Below are 17,408 nucleotides of genomic sequence, written 5' to 3'. Positions count from 1 at the left end.
GGCCGGTTCCGGTTGACGCCGGCGCGGCCGTGTCATGATCGGTGCATGCCAGAGACCAGGCCCAACGCAGCGGACGCGACCGCGTTGAACCGGGCGCTGTGGGACACCCGCGCCCGCATCCACGGCTCGACCTCCACCGACAGGTTCTACGACGTCGAGTCGTTCGTGGCCGGGCGCCAGACGCTCTTCGCGCTCGAACGCGGCCTGGCGGGAGACGTGGCCGGGAAGGACCTGCTGCACCTCCAGTGCCACTTCGGGATGGACACGTTGAACTGGGCCCGACTGGGCGCCCGGGTCACCGGCGTCGACTTCTCCCCGGCGGCCGTCGAGCGGGCCCGTGCGCTCGCCGCTCGCACCGGGCCGGCCGCCACGTTCGTGGAGGCCGACACCCAGAGCCTGCCCGCGCACCTGGCGGGCCGCTTCGACTTGGTCGTCGCCACCTACGGGGTCCTGTGCTGGATCGCCGACGTCAAGGCCTGGGCACGCGGCGCGGCCATGGCGCTGAAGCCCGGCGGAAGCCTGGTCATGGTGGACCTGCACCCCGCCTTCCAGACGATCGCCACCATCGATCCGCTCGTCGCCGACTGGCCCTACGGCGGGGGAGAGCCGCAGCGCGAGACGGTCACCGGGACGTACGCCGAGCCGGGCATGACCGTGCCCGCGCACGACACCGTCCAGTACCCGCACTCCCTCGGCGACATCGTCACCGCGATCGCGGACGCCGGCCTCACCGTGAAGCACCTGGGCGAACACACCGCCACCGAGTTCGACCCCCGGGGCATCCTGAGCCAGGGTCAGGACGGCCTGTACCGGCTGCCCTTCGGGGACACCCACCTGCCCGTCCTGTACTCGCTGCGCGCGCGGAGCTGAGAGCGCCCCATGCCCACCCCCGGGAAGCACCCGAGCACCGCCCTCCGCCACCTGCTCGCCCTGTTGGACCTGCTGGTCGAAGGCGCACCTGCCGAGAGCTTCGCGCTGCCCGCCGGCGAGGACGTCCACCTCTCCGAGCCGGAGGCGGCGGCGATCGCGGACGCCACCCGCGTCGCGCTGCGCATCCGCCGCACGCTCAGCCAGCACCGCCGGCGCGAGGCCGAACTCGCCGCCCTCTTCGACACCGCCGGAGACCTCGCGGGGCTCCGGGACCTGGACGCCGTACTGAAGGCCATCGTCCACCGGGCCAAACTGCTCCTCGGCACCGACGTGACCTACCTGTCCCTCAACGACGACGAAGCCGGCGACACCTACATGCGGGTCACCGACGGCTCCGTCTCGGCCGCCTTCCAGCAGGTGCGCCTCGGCATGGGCGAGGGGCTGGGCGGGCTCGTCGCGGAAACGGCCCGCCCCTACTCCACCGGCGACTACCGCGACGACCCCCGCTTCCGGCACACCGCGACCATCGACGGCGCCGTCGCCGAAGAGGGGCTGCGCGCCATCCTCGGCGTACCGCTGCGCCTGGGCGCCCGGGTGATCGGCGTCCTCTTCGCGGCGGACCGCACGGCCCGTACGTTCACCCCGGAGGAGATCGCGCTGCTGTCCTCCCTCGCCGATCACGCCGCCATCGCCATCGACGGCGCCCGGCTGCTGGACGAGACGCGCACGGCGCTGGTCGACCTGAACGCGGCGTCACGGACCATCGAGGCGCACAGCAAGGCCATGCGGCGTGCCGAGGACGCCCACGACCGGCTCACCGACCTGGTGCTGCGCGGCGGGGACGTCACCGACGTCGCCACCGCCATCGGCGCCCTGCTGCGGGGCGGCACCCTCATCCACGACGCCGAGGGCACCGAACTCGCCCGGGCGGGCGCCGACCCCCAGCCCCCGTCGGCCCGGGCCGTCGCCGCCTCCCGGGCCGAGGGGCGGGCCGTACCCGTCGCCGGGACCTGGGTGTGCGCCGTCCTCGCCGGGCCCGAACTGCTCGGCAGCATCGCCCTCAGCGGCCGCGCCGACCTCGACGACGCCGACCGCCGCCTCTTCGAACGCGCCGGAGTCGTCACCGCCCTGCTGCTGCTCCTGCGCCGCTCGGTGGCCGAGGCCGAGGACCGGGTACGGGGCGAGCTCCTCGGCGACCTCCTCACCGGGGCGGCCGACCCGGCCGGACTGGCCGCCCGCGCGCGCCGCCTCGGAGTGAACCTGAACCAGCCGCACGCGGTGTTCGTCCTGCACCCCGAGACCGCGCCGCGCCCCCGGCTGCTGGCCCTGGCCGCCCGTATCGCGCACACCCGCAAGGGCCTCGCCGGGGCGCACCACGACGACGTGGTCCTCGTCTGCCCCTCCGAAGCCCCCAGCGCCTGCGCCGCCGACCTCGCGAACGAGCTCGGCCACGCCCTCGCCGACCCCGTCACGGTCGGCGCCGCCGGCCCGGCCACCGGTCCCGCGGCCCTCGCCGGGGCCTACGCCGAGGCCCGCCGCTGCCGCACCGCCCTGCGCGCGCTCGGCCGGTCCGGCGCCGGGGCCGCCCTGCGCGACCTGGGCTTCCTCGGCGTCCTGCTCGGCGACCAGACGGACCTCGGCGGGTACGTGCAGCGCACCCTGGGCCCCGTGATCGAGTACGACGCCCAACGCGGCACCGACCTCGTCCGCACCCTCACCGTGTACTTCGACGCGGGCATGAACCAGTCCAGGGCCCGAGACGCCCTGCACGTACACATCAACACGGTGGTCCAACGGCTCGACCGGATCGGCAGACTGCTCGGCCCCGACTGGCAGCGCCCGGAGCGGGCCCTGGAGCTGCAACTCGCGCTCCGCGTCCACCAGGTGCACGCGGCGGGATAGCCCGACCTCCACCGCTCAGGGCTTGGAGGGTGCGGGAGCCGCGGGGGCGAACTTCCCCGCCAGGGCCAGGGCGAGGCAGGTCGCGACCGCCGCGACCGCGAACGTGGTCCGCATTCCGGTGGCCGTGGCCCCGGGGGACGCCGTCGCCACGTCGGTGGTCGCCGACGCGAAGGCGAACACGGCGCCCATGACGGACGCGCCCGTGACGAGCCCGAGATTGCGCGACAGATTGAGCAGTCCGGCGACGACGCCCCGCCGATCCGGGCGTACCTCCGCCATGACGGCGGTGTTGTTGGCCGTCTGGAACAGCGCGTACCCGATGGTCACGACCGCGATGGGGAGCACGTAGCCCCAAACGCCGAGTGACGTGGGCAGCAGGGCCAGGAGCCCGCAGCCGGCGGTCATGGAGGCGAGCCCGACCAGTGTCGTCCGCCGGGTGCCGAAACGGTCCGCGCCCCGCCCGGCCGGCACTCCGGTCAGCGCGGCGACGAGCGGTCCGACCGACAGGACCAGCCCCACCAGGGCCTCGTCGAGGCCGAGCGCACGAGAGAGGTGGAACGGCCCGACCACCAGCGTCGCCATCATCACCGTGGAGACGAGCGCGCTCATCGCGAGGCCCGCGCTGAGCACCGGATCGCGCAAGGTCGACAGGCGGACCAGAGGTGACGCCGCCCGGGCCTCGGCGCGTACGAACAGACCCGCTCCGACGGCGGCGGCCAGGAGCAGGGACACGCTGAGGGCGCCGAAGCGTCCGCGGCCGATCGTCATGGCGAGCGCGTACGCCGCGAGTGTCAGGGCGAGCAGCAGGGTGCCCACGTGGTCGAAGCGGCTCCTGCCGGCCCCGGGCTCCCGGCGGTCGGCGGGCAGGAAACGGTGCGCCAGGAGCAGTGTGAGCAGTCCCAGCGGCAGGTTGACGAGGAACATGGACCGCCAGCCGAGTCCGGCGATCAGTGCGCCGCCCAGCGAGGGACCGAGCGCGGTGCCGATCGCGGACGTCGTCCCGAGCAGCCCCATGGCCCTGCCGGTCCGCTCCTTCGGCACCGTCTCGCCGACGAACGCCATCGTCAGGGCCATCATCACGGCCGCCCCGAGGCCCTGCACCGCCCGGGCGGCGATCAGCCACCCGAGCGAGGGCGCGACGCCGCACAGGACCGAGGCCACCGTGAACAGCAGCACACCGCCCAGCAGCAGTCTCCGCCGGCCGAAGAGGTCACCGAGCCGTCCGACGCCGACGATCAGGGTGGTGATGGCGAGGAGATAGGCGAGGACGATCCACTGGACCTGCTGGAAGGTGGCGTCGAACGCCTGCGCCAGTGTCGGCAGGCCGACGTTGGCGATGCTGGTGCCGAGCGAGGACAGCAGCATCGACAGTGACAGACCGGCGAGTGCCCATCGCACCGGGACCGGCCTTCGGTTTCCTCCGGCCACCACCTCGTCCTCGTCCTGTCCTGCCTGTCCTGCCTGTCCTGCCTGTCCCGCGCGGAGCGGGTTCACGTCACTGTGTGGGCTCATGGGCCGGAGCGTGCGCCCGCGGGCCCGAGGCGGCAATTCTTGTTGCCGATTCCGGGACGGCGGGATGGAATGCCCGCATGGACACCCCAGCGGACGACCTGCCGGACCACGCGCCGGACACCTCACCGGACAGGCCGGGCCCCTACCAGGCGGTCCTCGACCAGGTCGCCCCCCGGCTGCGCCGGCTGCGCGCCGCGCGCGGCCTCACCCTCGCCGCGCTCTCCGAGGAGACCGGCATTTCCAAGAGCACCCTGTCGCGGCTGGAGTCCGGGCAGCGTCGCCCCAGCCTGGAACTGCTGCTCCCGCTCGCCGGCGCGTACGGCGTGCCGCTGGACGACCTGGTGGGTGCCCCCGAGGTGGGGGACCCCAGGGTCCGGCTGACGCCCCACCCGCTGCCGAGCGGCGGTACGTTCGTCCCCTTGACCCGCACCCCGGGCCCGCTCCAGGCGTACAAGATGATCATCGCCGACCGGGGTTCCGAGCCGGCCCACCGTACGCACGAGGGCTACGAGTGGCTGTACGTCCTGAACGGCCGGCTGCGCCTCGTCCTCGCCGAGCACGACCTCGTCCTCGGCCCGGGAGAGGTGGCCGAGTTCGACACCCGGCTGCCCCACTGGTTCACCAGCGCGGACGGGCGGCCCGTGGAGATCCTCAGCCTCTTCGGTAGGCAGGGGGAGCGGATGCACGTGCGGGCGAAACCGAGGTAGCGGCGGCGACTGTAGGGTGCCGGGCCATGACCACCGCATGGGACACCATCAACGCGCTCGCCGACCGCTTCGACGCATCGGACGCGGCGCAGGGGCTTCGGCCCGAGGAGAGCCACGTCCTCCAAGTGCTCAAGATCGGCGAGGAGTTCGGCGAGGCCGCCCAGGCGGTGATCGGCGCCAAGGGCACCAACCCCCGCAAGGGGCACTCCCACAGCTGGGAGGACGTACACGACGAGGTGTGCGACGTCATCATCACGGGCATGGTGGCCCTCGCCCGCATGCGACCCGACGCGGCGGAGTACTTCGCCGGTCAACTGCGGCTGAAGGCCGGCAAGTTCCTTCCGCCCGCCGCCGGCGCGGCCGTGGATCCGACTTCGCATCCGATCCGTCAAGTGGCCCGAACCGAACCGTGAATCGCTCTAGGGTGCGCCCGTACGGTCACACCGCAGACCGCACGTCGCACACCGAACTGGGGGGTTCATGCGTAGATCCAGAGGGCTCGCGGCCGCCGTCGCCCTGTCCCTGGCCGGAACCGGCGCCGGGCTCGGCCTCGGTCTCGTCCCGCAGGCGGCGGCCGTCACCCCGCCCGTCGCCTTCACCGCCGACGCGCTGTCGACCTGGCAGCCCAACGGCGTGGTCTGGGCCCTCGCCGAGGCGGCCGGCCAGGTCTTCGTCGGCGGCACCTTCTCCACCGTGCGCCCGCCCGCGGGCGGCGCCGGCAGCGAGCGGCCGGCCGTGAACTTCGTCGCGCTCGACGCCGCGACGGGCGCTCCGACCTCCTGCGTCCTGTCCTTCACCGTCGCCTCCGGCACCGCCACCGTCCGCACGCTGGCCCTCTCGCCGGACAAGAAGACCCTCTACGCGGGCGGCTACTTCGGCGCCGTCAACGGCGCCGCCGTCTCCAGCCTCGCCGCCGTGGACGTGGCGAGCTGCACGGTCAAGACGGACTTCCGCCCCGCCTTCTCCGCCACCGTCCGGGCCCTCGCCGTCACCGACGACACCGTCTACGCGGGCGGCGACTTCCTCACCGTCGCCGGGCAGCCCCGTCAGCGCTTCGCCGCCGTCGGAGCCACCGACGGGGCCCTCAAGCCCTTCACCGCAGACGCCGACGAGCCCGGGCGCGCGGTCGAGGTCACCCCGGACGGCAAGAGCGTGCTGCTCGGCGGCGACTTCTTCACCGTCAACGGTACGAACACGCACGCGCTGGCCGTCGTCGACGCGACGAGCGGCGCGCTCACCAAGTCCTACCCCGGCTTCATCGAGACCAACTCGGTCGTCAAGGACATCGCGACCGACGCGACCGGCTTCTACACGGCCAACGAGGGCACGGGCGGCGGCGTCTTCGACGGCCGGATCGCCCTCGACCTCGGCACCCTCGGCCAGCGCTGGCGCGACACCTGCCTGGGCGCGACGCAGGCCGTGCTGCCGTACCAGAACGTGCTCTACAGCGCCTCGCACGCGCACGACTGCTCCGGCGTCGGCGAGTTCCCCGACGGCCGGCGCCACCACCTGCTCGCCCAGCCCACCACCGGCACCGGCAAACTGGGCTGGGCCCCCGACACCAACGACGGCATCGGCGAGGGCATCGGCCCGCGCGTGATGACCGTCGGCTCCAAGGGCGGCGTCCAGTACCTGTGGGTCGGCGGGGAGTTCACCACCGTCAACGGCGCCGCGCAGCAGGGCCTGACGCGCTTCGCCTCCACGGGGGACACCGGGGCGCCCTCGGTGCCCGTCGCCGGCGCGGTCGGCTTCAAGCCCGGCGAGGTCCAGGTGCGCTGGCGCACCAGCCTCGACCTCGACGACAGCGCGTTGACCTACAAGGTCTACCGGAACGGCGCGGCCACGCCGATCGCGACGGTCACCGCCGACTCGCTGTTCTTCAAGCGTCCGCAAGCCTCCTGGACCGACACGACCGTCTCGGCCGGGCAGTCGTACACCTACCGGGTGACGGCCACCGACGCGGCCGGCAACACCAGCGCCCTGTCGGCCCCCGCGAGCGTCACGGTCCCGACCAAGGTCGACGGCTACCCGAGCCAGGTCCGCGCGGACGGGGCCCGGCAGTACTGGCGCTACGACGAGTCGGTCCTGCCCTTCGTCGCCGACTCCTCCGTCTCGGGCAACCAGAGCGGCGCGCACCTGAACGCCCCCGCCCTGCGGCAGAGCCCCGGTGCGGTCTCCGGGGCGAGCACGGCCATCGGCTTCAACGGCACCGACACCCAGGTGTACGGGGACGAGCGGCAGACGGTGGGCGGCAGCTACACCATCGAGACCTGGTTCAAGACCAACACCACCCGGGGCGGCAAACTCTTCGGCTTCGGAAGCAACCAGGACCGCGGCAGCAATCAGTACGACAAGCACATCTACATGACCAATGACGGTCGGCTCGTCTACGGCGTGTACACCGGAGCCACCCGAACCATCACCACGACCGCCACCTACAACGACAACGCCTGGCACCACGTCGTCGCCACCCAGGGCCCCGGCGGGATGACCCTCTACGTGGACGGCGCCCAGAAGGGCACCCTGGCCGTCACCACGCACGAGAACTTCTCCGGCTACTGGCACGCCGGCGGCGACAGCCTCGGCGGCTGGCCCGACCGCCCGACGAGCGAGTACTGGGCGGGCCTGCTCGACGAGACGGCCGTCTATCCGACCGTCCTGACCGCGGCGCAGGTGCAGAACCACCACGCCCTCGCCACCGCCCCGGCGGACCAGGTGGTCCAGGTGACCGCCGCGGAGGACACGTACGCCAACGCGGGCGCCCCCGCCACCAATTACGGGACCTCCGGCTCGCTCGCCGTGCGCGGCACCTCCTTCTACGCGAGCTACCTGCGCTTCAACCTCCCGACGGCGCCCGCCGGAACGGTGCTCAAGTCGGCCGTCCTGAGCGTGAAGACCAGCACCATGAGCGGCGCCGGTACGACTGACACGGTCTCGGTGCTCCCGGTCACCGGACCGTGGACCGAGAGCGGGACCACGTACAACAACCGCCCCGCACTGGGCGGACCGGCCCTCGGCAGCTTCCCGGGGATCCCGGACGGCTCCGCGGTGCACACCACCGCACTGACCCCGGCGACCGTGGCGGCGGCGCTCGGCGGCAGCTACGACCTGGCGCTCGGCAGCACCGGCACGGACGCCCTGTGGCTGTGGTCCTCGGAGGCCCAGGCCAACGAAGGCACACCGCAGTTGACGCTGACCTTCGGCGCACCGTGACCGCGCGCGAGGAGACGTACGTGCTCACGACGAGCCGGTAGCACCGCTCCGGCCGCCGCCGGACTCCCAGCGGACCTCGCCGTCCTGACGGTGCTCGGTCGGCCGGAGTCCGCAGGCGGCGGCCACCGCGGCGGAGGCCGCGTGGTCCGGGTGGACGTGCGCGACCAGGAGGCCGACGGGCAGCCCCCGCAACCAGCCGGCGAGCCCCCGGGCGGCCTCCACCGCCAACCCGCGGCCCTGCCAGGGGGTTCCGACGACCCAGGCCAACTCGGCGATGCCCCGTGCCGGGGTGATCGTGGCCTGGACGGTTCCGACCAGCTCCCGCCCGACGCGCAGCCGCAGCACCCAGTTGCACCAGACCACCCCGGGGTCGGGTGACCCGCCGGCGAGCCGCTCGTACCGCGCCCGCAGCGCGCCGGCCGGCAGCGGCGCACCGCCGATGAACCGGTGGAGGCCGGGATCGGCCAGGGCGAGGGCCATCTCCTCGGCGTGCGAAGGATGGAGCGGTACGAGATCCAGCCGGTCGGTGGCGAGAGCGACGGGCCGAACGGTTGCCAGGGGCGCCGGCACGCGGACCTTGGACTCCGCCCCCGGGCGCGGAACGCCGTCCACGGCCAGACAGATGCCGAACACCCGGTCGTGGCCGGCCCAGCCGTTGACGCGGCCCCGGTTGTTGCTGATCCGCACGCGCCGGCGGGGGCCGTCCACCGCCGAGACCAGATGCAGGTACACCGAGCCCGAGACGCGGACCAGGACGATGTCGCCGACCTCGATCAGTGCCGGGTCGGCGGGTGCGACCCGGACCTTCTGTCGGCTGCGGACGAGCGGCACCATGGAGTCGCCGGTCGGCCGGAATTCCACGGTCTCGCCCCGGTCGACTCGGTCCGCCATCGCCTCGAGTATGCCCATCGGGCGAGTGTGCCGGTGCGGGACGGGACGGGCCAACGGATTTCGCCCGGTCGACCCGCCCGTCAGCGCGGCGGTTCCACCTCCAGGAAGCGGCGGCGGCGCGGGCCCCGGTACAGGAGGCACACCCAGCCCGCGCGCTCCAGGGCGGCCGCGCAGTCCGCCAGCCGCGCCGCTTCCTCCTCGGCCACGCCGGCGCCCGGGGGGCCGAGCCAGGCCACCTCCGCCCGCCCGGGCTCGGCCCCGGCGGACACCCGGTAGCCCGTACGCGTCCGGCGGCCCTCCTCGTCCAGCGCCGACGGAGGAATCCCCGCGGCCTCCAGTACGAGGGCCACCGCGCGCGATGGTTGCCGTACCTCCCACGGCGCGGGAACCGAGGCGCCCGCCGGGCCGTTGACCAGGCGGCGGATCTGCAGCAGCCCCTCGTGGGCCGTGCGCACCTCGGCCGCGCGCCCGGCCCCGGGCGTCCCCGGCCCGTCGCCGGTCGCCGGCTCGAAACTCTGCCCGGGTACCACCATCACCCACCGCCCCCCACCCACCCGCCGTGCCCATCTGAGTACGTTGTGCCCAACGGCCTGAGTATCCGCCCCGATTCCCCGCCGCGCCGCCGCTGGTCGAATGGGGCCATGACCTACGAGACCCCCTGCGGCACGACGACGACCACGCTCCGGCCGCGCATGCGGCACGTGACCACCGCCGGGACGGCCCTGGCCGTGGCCCTGGTCCCGCTCGTGGTCGGGGTCCTCGTCGCCAAGGGCATGGGCGCCGACCCGATGACCTCGGTCAACGCCCTGATCAGCGGTGGCGGCCAGCGCGCCGGGCTGCCGCGCGCCGAGTGGCGATGCCGCGGCCACGCCACCATGTGCCGACTGCGCACGGCCCGCCGCACGGCCCGCCGCGTGGCATCCCCGCGCCTCAGGCGAGCGGCTCCCGCGACCCGGTGACCCACGGACCCGATCGTCAGCGCCCGTACTGCCGCAGGCACAGGTCGACGATGGACGGCGGGACGGCGCCCTCCGCGGCCGCGCACAGCTCGTCCACCCGCGGCGGGTGCGGGGGCGGCACGGGTTTGCGGCGCGGATGGGCGGGCGCGGGCCCCGGCGTCCGCGCCCGCCGGGGCGGGAGCGGCGCCTTCCTGCTCCGCGCGGGGGACGGCTCCGGGTCCGGCTCGGGCTCGGGCTCGGGAGCGCGCGATACCGGCAGTTTCCCCAAGGGAAGGGACAGCGGTACGTCGGGCGCCACCGCAGGCGGTACGGAACCATGCGCGGGCGCCGGGACCGACCCCGGATCCAGGCCCTCCGGGCCGACGGTGACGCAGCCGGCGCTCGCGAGGAGCGCGACGAGGGACAGGGGCAGGGGCAGGGGAACGGCCCGACGTAACTGCATCCGACCACCTTGCCGTACCGTGCGACGGGCCCGGTCCTCCACCTCACGCCTTCGAGTGACGCAGGCCGCACGGAGAAGGTGGGAATGAGTGGGGCGGCCGGGGAATTGGAACGGCAGTACGGGCGACGGGGGAGGCGCGACCCCCGGAGCCCCGTGCTGCCGAGTCCTGCCCGACGAACGCCCGTACGGAGTAACGATCGATGACCGCAGCTGCCGCGCCCGGCGACCCCGCGCCCTCCCCTGATCTGGAATCCTTCGCCGGACCCGAGCCGATGGCCGGACCGGTGCCCACAACCGGCCCCGGCCCCGCCGCCGCCCCCGCCCCCGCCCCGTGGAAGGGTTGGGCGGCCGTGTGCGCCGTCGCCCTGGGGATCTTCTGCCTGATCACCTCGGAGCTGCTGCCCGTCGGCCTGCTCACCCCCGTGGGCGCCGACCTCGGGGTCTCCGACGGCACCGCCGGGCTGATGGTCACCGTGCCCGGCCTCGTCGCCGGATTCTGCGCCCCGCTCGTCACCGTCGGCGCGGGCCGGCTCGACCGGCGGCACGTGCTCTGCGTGCTCATCGCACTGATGGCCGCCGCCAACCTCGCCGCCGCCCTCGCCCCGAACTTCGGCATCGTCCTCGCGGCCCGGCTGCTCGTCGGCGTCAGCGTCGGCGGCTTCTGGGCGATCGCCGGCGGGCTCGCGGTGCGTCTCGTCCCCGAGCGCCACGTCGGCCGGGCCACCGCGCTCGTCTTCGGCGGCGTCCCCACCGCCTCCGTGCTCGGCGTCCCCGCCGGCACCCTGCTCGGCGAGCTCGGCGGCTGGCGCACCGCCTTCGCGGCGGTCGGCGTCCTCGGCCTGGTCACGCTGACCGCTCTGCTCCTGCTGCTGCCCCCTCTGCCGCCGACGGGGCGCATCACCTTCCCGCAGCTGCCCGCCCTGCTCCGGGAGAACCGCGCGGTCCGCGCGGGCGTGATCGTCACCTTCCTCGTGGTGACCGGACAGTTCGCCGCCTACACGTTCGTACGGCCGATCCTCCAGGACGTCTCCGGCATCGACGCCGAGTACGTCAGCACGCTCCTGCTCGGCTACGGCGTCGCGGGTGTCGTCGGCAACTTCCTGGCCGGGGCGCGCGACGCCTACCGGACCCTGCTCGTGATCAGCTCCTTCCTCACCGTGATCCTCGCGCTCATCGCCGTGCTTCCGGGAGCGGTCGCCGGAACCACCCTGCTGCTCGCCTGGGGGCTCGTGTACGGAGGGGTCTCCGTGAGCGTGCAGAGTTGGATGATCAAGGCGGCTCCGGCCGCCGCGGAGGCCGCGTCCTCGCTGATGGTGGCCATGTTCAACTTCGCGATAGCGGCGGGCGCCCTGTTCGGGGGCCTGGCGGTCGACGGCCTCTCCGCCCCCGCCGCCCCGCTCGGCGGAGCCGCCCTGATGCTCCTCGCCGCCGTCACGGTCTGGGCCACGGCGATCCGGCGCCGACCCGACAGAGAGGGTGGGTCGGGGCAGATCGGACACCCGGCTTGACCGGGCCCGCCCCGGAGGGAAAGAGTGCGCCGATCAAGAAGCACCGCAGCACCACCGCAGGGCCACAGCAGAACCAGCGCAGAGCCACCGCAGAAGCACCGTTTGAGCCGCACTTCGGAGACCCGCAGATGTCCAGACCCGTGTCCGTCCGCTCATCGCTCGCCCCGGCCACACCCGGTGGTTCCCGCGCGCTCGGCACGCCCGGATCGGCCCTTGCCGCCGGCGGGGCCGTCCCGGCCCTGACCACCCGGCGGCGCGGGGCCTGACCGGCCGGGTGGGGGCCGGCGCCGCACCGCCGCGCCGGCCCCGTCCCCGCCGGGAGACAAACATGTCCCACGATCCCGATGAGAGCGGCGCCGTTCCCGACGACCGCTCGTACGCACCCCCGTACGCGACCCCCTTCCCGGGCGGGCCGTCCCGACCGTCGACGCCCGCCTGGCCGTACACGGGGCCCGTCTCCCACATGTACCCGGACCCGGACCCGGACGTGTACCCGGACCTGGACGTGTACCCGGACCCGGACCTGTACCCGTACCCCGTGCCGGGCCGCGAGGCCGTTCCCGCGCGCTTCCCCGCCGAGGCCCCGGGTGTCGGGCACCGCCGGGAGCGTCGGGAGCGCCGGGGCGCCGATCCGCTCGCGGTCGCCGTCCTCAGCCTGATCGGGCTCGCCGCGTCCGGGGGGCTGGTGTTCCTGCTGACCGGCTCCGACGACCCGGAGCCGCCCCCGGCCAAGGCGCCGTCCGGGCTGTCCGTGCCGGGATTCCCGGGGCGTGCGGCCGGCGGGGAGGAGTCGACCAGCCCGACCGCACGACCTTCCGTGACCGCCTCGCCGCAGACCTCCGCCCCGGCCACCAGCCAGCCCCCGAAGCCGACGCCGTCCGCGAGCGCGTCGACCGGGAAGCCGGCGGTCCCCGCCGCGACCCTGCGCATGGGTGACAAGGGGCCGCAGGTGCGCGCCCTGCAGGAGCTGCTGTTCGCGCAGGGATTCACGTACGTCTCCGTCACGGGCGTCTACGACGGCCAGACCAAGCGCGGTGTCAGCCAGCTCCAACGCGACCGGAGCATCACCGGCGACCCCCAGGGCATCTACGGCCCGGCCACCCAGGCGGCGCTGGATTAAGCGCCGCCTGGGGTTGCCTACACCGATCCGGCGGCCGTGCGGATGAGGTCGAGGACGGCCTCGGGTCGGGAGAGCATGGGGAGGTGGGCGGAGTCGACCTCGGCGACGGTGGCTCCCATGCGTTGGGCCCCGAACCGCTGGAGCTCGGGGTTGACGGCGTGGTCCTGCGTGGTGACCAGGAACCAGCTGGGCTTGGACCGCCAGGCCGGGGTGTCGACCGTGGAGCCCAGGACCTCCGCACGGGGGGCGCCCTGGGTCGCCCACACCAGCTGCTGCTCCTCCTCCGGCAGGTCCCCGCAGAAATCGGAGATGCCGTCGCGGGCGATCCAGATCCGCCCGTCCTCGGTGTCGAGGTGGGAGAACAGCGGCGGTGCGTCGAACTTGCCGATCAGTTCCTGCGGGGTCTCACCGGCGTCCGGGCCCAGGGCCGCGATGTAGACGAGCCCGGCGACGCGGTCGTCGGTGCCGGCGGCGGTGATCACGTAGCCGCCCCAGGAGTGGCCGACCAGGATGGCCGGGCTGCTGACCCGTGCGAGTGCGCGGTGGACGGCGTCGACGTCCCCTTCCAGGGAATCGAGGCTGTTCTGCGCCGACACCACCTCGTGGCCCTCGCGCTGGAGGACGGGGATCACCTTGCTGTAGCAGGAGCCGTCGGCCCACAGGCCGTGGGCGAAGACGATGCTCGGCTTGGTCGGCGTGCTCGGCGACATCGGCGGGTTCCTCCACGGGGTAGTGCGGACCACGGGTCCACAAGTGCCACTCGGCCATCCAGAGTCCACACCGGTGCTCGGCGGGCCGCATCCCGGTGGACCCAGCCGGGTGCCGTCGACGGCGGCCCGCACCCCGGGTGCCCGGCCCGGCCCCGCCGCGGTCAGCGTCCGCCGGAGACCCGCAGGACCGTCCCCGTCGTGTACGAGGCGTCCGGGGACAGCAGCCACGCGATCGCCCCGGCGATCTCCTCCGGCTGTCCCGGTCGCCCGAGCGGGATGCCGGCCGCGGCGCGGGCCGGGCGGCCGGGGTCGCCCATCGCCGCGTGCATGTCGGTCTCGATGATGCCGGGGGCCACCGCGTTGACCCGGATCCCGTCCGGGCCGAGCTCCTTGGAGAGGCCGACGGTGAGTGCGTCGGTGGCGGCCTTCGTCGCCGCGTAGTGGACGTAGTCCCCCGGGCTGCCGAGCGTGGCGGCCGCCGAGGAGACGTTGACGATGGCCCCACCGCCCGACTCCGCCATGTCCCGGGCGGCCCGGCGGCAGCACAACAGGTACCCGAGCAGGTTCACCTCCACCACCCGCCGCAGGTCCTCGGTCCGGGCGTCCGCGAGCCGGCCCAGCGGGCCCGTCACCCCGGCGTTGTTGACCAGGCCGGTGACCGTGCCGAGTTCGGCCAGGGCGACGTCGAAGAGCCGCTCCACGCCGAGCTCCTCGGCGGTGTCGCCGCGTACGGTCACGCACCGCGCGCCCATGCCCCGTACGCGCTCGGCGACGGCCTCGGCGGCCGTCCTGTCACGGACGTAACCCAGCGCGAGGTCGTGCCCGTCGGCGGCCAGGCGCAGGCACGTCGCGGCGCCGATGCCCCTGCTGCCGCCGGTGACGACCGTGACCGGACGACGTGACATGTGAGCCTCCTGCGTGACGCGGAACGGAATGCGTGGTGCATGCAGCCGGATGGGGCGGCGCGGCAGGCTAACACCCCGATATCCGTTGGACCAGCGGAAATCCCGGCACGGAAAGTGAGGGCTGGTCAAGAACCGCCCGTACGAGGAGCTGCCCATGTCGACTTTGAGAGTCACCGCCGAAGAGCTGACCGTCCACGAGCACCCGAACGCCGACGCGTTGGAGCTGGCCCAGGTGGGCCTCTACCGTGCAGTGATCGCCAAGGGCGCCTACCGCACAGGCGAGTTCGCGCTCTACATACCCGAACAGGCCGTGCTGCCCGCCGAGCTGATCGAGGAGCTGGGCCTGACCGGCCGGCTCGCCGGCAGCTCCGCCGACCGGGTCAAGGCCGTCCGGTTGCGCGGAGAGCTGTCCCAGGGCCTGGTGTGCCGACCGCGCGCGCTCGCCGACGTCGACCTGGCGCGGGCGGCCGAGGAGGGCACGGACTTCGCGGAGCTGCTCGGCATCACCAAGTGGTCCCCGCCGATCCCGACCAGCATGGCCGGGGACGTCGAGGCCGCTGCGGACCTGCTGCCGTGGGTGGACATCGAGAACCTCCAGCGGTACCCGCAGATCTTCGAGGAGGGCGAGCAGGTCGTCCTCACCGAGAAACTGCACGGCACCGCCTCCCTGTTCACGTACGTCGCCGAGGAGGAGCGGATCCTGGTCACCTCCAAGGGGTTCGGCTCGAAGGGGCTGGCCATCAAGGAGGAGGAGCGCAACCTCTACTGGCGGACCGTACGCGCCCACGACGTACCCGCCGTCGCGGCGAAGCTCGCCGCCCGGCTCGGCGCGAGCAGGGTCGGCATCTTCGGCGAGGTGTACGGGGCGGGCGTCCAGGACCTCGCGTACGGGACGGACGCGCGCAGCGCCGACACCCCGCCCGGCTACGCCGTCTTCGACGTATCCGCCGAGATCGACGGACAGGTCCGGTGGCTGGACCCGCAGGCGGTGCTGGAGGACGGCGAACTGCCGCTGGTGCCACGCCTGTACGAGGGCCCGTACGACCTCGACACCGTGCTGGAGCTCGCGAGCGGCCGCGAGACCGTGTCCGGCAAGGCCGTCCACCTGCGCGAGGGCGTCGTCATCCGGCCCGCGACGGAGCGGTACAGCCCGGTCGTGGGCGGCCGGGCCATCGCCAAGGCGGTCAGCCCGGCATACCTGACCCGCAAGGGCGGCACCGAGTACGAGTGACCGGCCCGGGCCCGGCCTTGCCCGGCCCTGCCCCGCCCCGCCCGGCGGCACGCCGCGTTCGCCCCGTTCGAGGGGCGGGCGCGGCGTACGTGGTGGGATGGCCCCGGGCGGGGGTCCACCCAGTACACGGAGAGGTCGGGTACATGTCCCAGGACACCATGCGGGCGATGGCGTACGAGACGTACGGCGGGACGGAGGTGCTCACCGAGACCCGGCTGCCCATGCCCAAGGTCGCCCCCGGAGAGGTACTCGTCCGGGTGAAGTGCGCAAGCGTCAACCCCGTCGACTGGAAGATCATGTCGGGCGGGCTCGACGGCCTCATGGACGTCATGTACCCGGTGGTGCCCGGCTGGGACGTGTCCGGGACCGTCGAGCGGCTGGGCATCGACGCCCCCGAGTTCGCCGAGGGCGACGAGGTGTTCGCGTACGCCCGCAAGGACTACGTGCACGGCGGGACCTTCGCCGAGTTCGTGTCGGTGCCGGTACGGGCCCTGGCGCGCAAGCCCGCCTCGCTCGGCTGGGCCGAGGCCGCCGCGGTCCCGCTGGCCGGGCTCACCGCGTACCAGGTGCTCACGCGGCTCGGCACCGGCAAGGACGACACCGTGCTCATCCACGGCGCGGCCGGTGGGGTCGGCTCGTTCGCCGTGCAGATCGCCCGCTCGCTGGGCGCCCGCGTCATCGGAACGGCCTCCCCGCGCAACCACGACCGGGTCCGCGAGCTCGGGGCCGAGCCCGTGGAGTACGGGGACGGCCTCGCCGACCGGGTGCGGGCCCTCGCGCCCGACGGGCCCACGGTCGTCGCGGACTTCGTCGGCGGGGTCCTCGCCGTCACCCGGGACGTCCTGCACCCCGACGGCCGACACGCCTCGATCGCGGACCACACGGTGACCGGGGCCGGCGGCGCATGGATGTGGGTCCGCCCGGTCGGCAGCGACCTGGCCGAGCTGGGCCGGCTGGCCGACAGCGGGCAGCTGACGGTACCGATCGCCAAGACCTTCCCGCTGACGGAACTGGCGGCGGCGTTCGAGTTGAGCCAGGGCGGACACACCGCGGGCAAGATCGTCATCGAGCTCTGACGGGTGGCCTGCGGCCGGCTCGGAGGGCGGGTTGCTGCGCCGGGCCCGATCCAACCCCGCCGGCGCCGAGGCGCCACCTGGCATGGGCGGGCCTGCCCGGGCCTCCCGGCGTCGGCCGCGGAAATCCAGCCTGCCCTGCGCTTGAGGCACCCCCACCCAGCCTTGCTGCGCTTGAGGCGTACCCACCCACCCTCGCCTGCGCTTGATGCGCACCCCCACCCTCGCCTGAGCTTGAGGCGTACCCACCCACCCTTGCCTACGTTTGAGGCGCCCACCACCCTTGGCTGCGTTTGAGGCGCACCCATCCAGCCTCGCCGGCGTTTGAGGCGCGGGGTCTGGGGCGGAGCCCCAGTTTCGGGAAG

The 17,408-nt window shown here is 73.9% G+C and carries 17 protein-coding genes; 11 read left to right on the top strand and 6 right to left on the bottom strand.

From position 1 onward, the window contains the following. Positions 1 to 45 precede the first annotated feature (45 nt). The gene (locus tag ACFV9H_RS19380) at positions 46 to 870 is read left to right on the top strand and encodes a class I SAM-dependent methyltransferase (RefSeq protein ID WP_385399538.1); all 825 of its coding nucleotides are present in this window, start codon (positions 46 to 48) and stop codon (positions 868 to 870) included. Between the two features lie 9 nt (positions 871 to 879). Further along, positions 880 to 2,772 carry a helix-turn-helix domain-containing protein gene (locus tag ACFV9H_RS19375; RefSeq protein ID WP_385399536.1) on the top strand — a complete coding sequence of 631 codons (1,893 nt, stop codon included), beginning with the start codon at positions 880 to 882 and terminating at the stop codon, positions 2,770 to 2,772. 15 nt (positions 2,773 to 2,787) lie between these two features. On the opposite strand, the gene ACFV9H_RS19370 is transcribed toward ACFV9H_RS19375, so the two are convergent. Then, positions 2,788 to 4,284 (bottom strand): MFS transporter, encoded by a 1,497-nt coding sequence (locus ACFV9H_RS19370; protein WP_385399533.1) that lies wholly within the window; start codon positions 4,282 to 4,284, stop codon positions 2,788 to 2,790. Positions 4,285 to 4,361: 77 nt separating this feature from the next. Here ACFV9H_RS19370 and ACFV9H_RS19365 point away from each other — a divergent pair, with 77 nt between their 5' ends. The 3 genes from ACFV9H_RS19365 to ACFV9H_RS19355 all read left to right on the top strand — a co-directional run bounded on the left by ACFV9H_RS19365 (position 4,362) and on the right by ACFV9H_RS19355 (position 8,204). Beyond that, positions 4,362 to 4,991, top strand: a complete 630-nt coding sequence (locus tag ACFV9H_RS19365) for a helix-turn-helix domain-containing protein (RefSeq protein WP_385399531.1) — start codon at positions 4,362 to 4,364, stop codon at positions 4,989 to 4,991. Positions 4,992 to 5,017: 26 nt separating this feature from the next. Next, on the top strand, positions 5,018 to 5,404 hold the full coding sequence (locus ACFV9H_RS19360; RefSeq protein WP_385399528.1) for a MazG-like family protein: 387 nt from the start codon (positions 5,018 to 5,020) through the stop codon (positions 5,402 to 5,404). Positions 5,405 to 5,471: 67 nt separating this feature from the next. Then, a complete protein-coding gene (locus ACFV9H_RS19355; protein WP_385399525.1) occupies positions 5,472 to 8,204 on the top strand; it encodes a DNRLRE domain-containing protein in 2,733 nt (910 codons plus the stop codon). Between the two features lie 24 nt (positions 8,205 to 8,228). On the opposite strand, the gene ACFV9H_RS19350 is transcribed toward ACFV9H_RS19355, so the two are convergent. Further along, complete coding sequence (locus ACFV9H_RS19350; RefSeq protein ID WP_385399523.1) at positions 8,229 to 9,113, bottom strand: GNAT family N-acetyltransferase; 885 nt, start codon at positions 9,111 to 9,113, stop codon at positions 8,229 to 8,231. 62 nt (positions 9,114 to 9,175) lie between these two features. Further along, complete coding sequence (locus tag ACFV9H_RS19345) at positions 9,176 to 9,628, bottom strand: hypothetical protein (RefSeq protein WP_385399673.1); 453 nt, start codon at positions 9,626 to 9,628, stop codon at positions 9,176 to 9,178. Positions 9,629 to 9,736: 108 nt separating this feature from the next. On the opposite strand from ACFV9H_RS19345, the gene ACFV9H_RS19340 reads away from it, so the two are divergent. Beyond that, entirely contained in the window at positions 9,737 to 10,054 is a 318-nt protein-coding gene (locus tag ACFV9H_RS19340) for a hypothetical protein (RefSeq protein WP_385399521.1), read from the top strand. A 16-nt stretch (positions 10,055 to 10,070) separates the two neighbouring features. Here ACFV9H_RS19340 and ACFV9H_RS19335 read toward each other — a convergent pair whose 3' ends face one another. Continuing rightward, positions 10,071 to 10,496 (bottom strand): hypothetical protein, encoded by a 426-nt coding sequence (locus tag ACFV9H_RS19335; protein ID WP_385399519.1) that lies wholly within the window; start codon positions 10,494 to 10,496, stop codon positions 10,071 to 10,073. Positions 10,497 to 10,696: 200 nt separating this feature from the next. Between ACFV9H_RS19335 and ACFV9H_RS19330 the strand changes: the two genes are divergently transcribed. The 3 genes from ACFV9H_RS19330 to ACFV9H_RS19320 all read left to right on the top strand — a co-directional run bounded on the left by ACFV9H_RS19330 (position 10,697) and on the right by ACFV9H_RS19320 (position 13,124). Further along, entirely contained in the window at positions 10,697 to 12,004 is a 1,308-nt protein-coding gene (locus ACFV9H_RS19330; RefSeq protein ID WP_385399517.1) for an MFS transporter, read from the top strand. Between the two features lie 128 nt (positions 12,005 to 12,132). Then, positions 12,133 to 12,270, top strand: a complete 138-nt coding sequence (locus ACFV9H_RS19325) for a hypothetical protein (RefSeq protein ID WP_385399515.1) — start codon at positions 12,133 to 12,135, stop codon at positions 12,268 to 12,270. Between the two features lie 62 nt (positions 12,271 to 12,332). Then, positions 12,333 to 13,124 (top strand): peptidoglycan-binding protein, encoded by a 792-nt coding sequence (locus ACFV9H_RS19320; RefSeq protein WP_385399513.1) that lies wholly within the window; start codon positions 12,333 to 12,335, stop codon positions 13,122 to 13,124. Positions 13,125 to 13,141: 17 nt separating this feature from the next. Here ACFV9H_RS19320 and ACFV9H_RS19315 read toward each other — a convergent pair whose 3' ends face one another. Next, entirely contained in the window at positions 13,142 to 13,834 is a 693-nt protein-coding gene (locus ACFV9H_RS19315) for an alpha/beta fold hydrolase (protein ID WP_385399510.1), read from the bottom strand. A 161-nt stretch (positions 13,835 to 13,995) separates the two neighbouring features. Beyond that, positions 13,996 to 14,739 (bottom strand): SDR family NAD(P)-dependent oxidoreductase, encoded by a 744-nt coding sequence (locus tag ACFV9H_RS19310; RefSeq protein WP_385399508.1) that lies wholly within the window; start codon positions 14,737 to 14,739, stop codon positions 13,996 to 13,998. A 154-nt stretch (positions 14,740 to 14,893) separates the two neighbouring features. Here ACFV9H_RS19310 and ACFV9H_RS19305 point away from each other — a divergent pair, with 154 nt between their 5' ends. Both ACFV9H_RS19305 and ACFV9H_RS19300 read left to right on the top strand, forming a co-directional pair. Beyond that, entirely contained in the window at positions 14,894 to 15,970 is a 1,077-nt protein-coding gene (locus tag ACFV9H_RS19305; RefSeq protein ID WP_385399505.1) for an RNA ligase (ATP), read from the top strand. Positions 15,971 to 16,128: 158 nt separating this feature from the next. Continuing rightward, the gene (locus tag ACFV9H_RS19300; RefSeq protein ID WP_385399670.1) at positions 16,129 to 17,046 is read left to right on the top strand and encodes an NADP-dependent oxidoreductase; all 918 of its coding nucleotides are present in this window, start codon (positions 16,129 to 16,131) and stop codon (positions 17,044 to 17,046) included. The last annotated feature ends 362 nt before the right edge of the window (positions 17,047 to 17,408 follow it).

The sequence above is a fragment of the Streptomyces sp. NPDC059874 genome (assembly GCF_042731135.1).
GTDB lineage: Bacteria > Actinomycetota > Actinomycetes > Streptomycetales > Streptomycetaceae > Streptomyces.
This window is presented reverse-complemented; position numbering and strand designations above follow the sequence as displayed.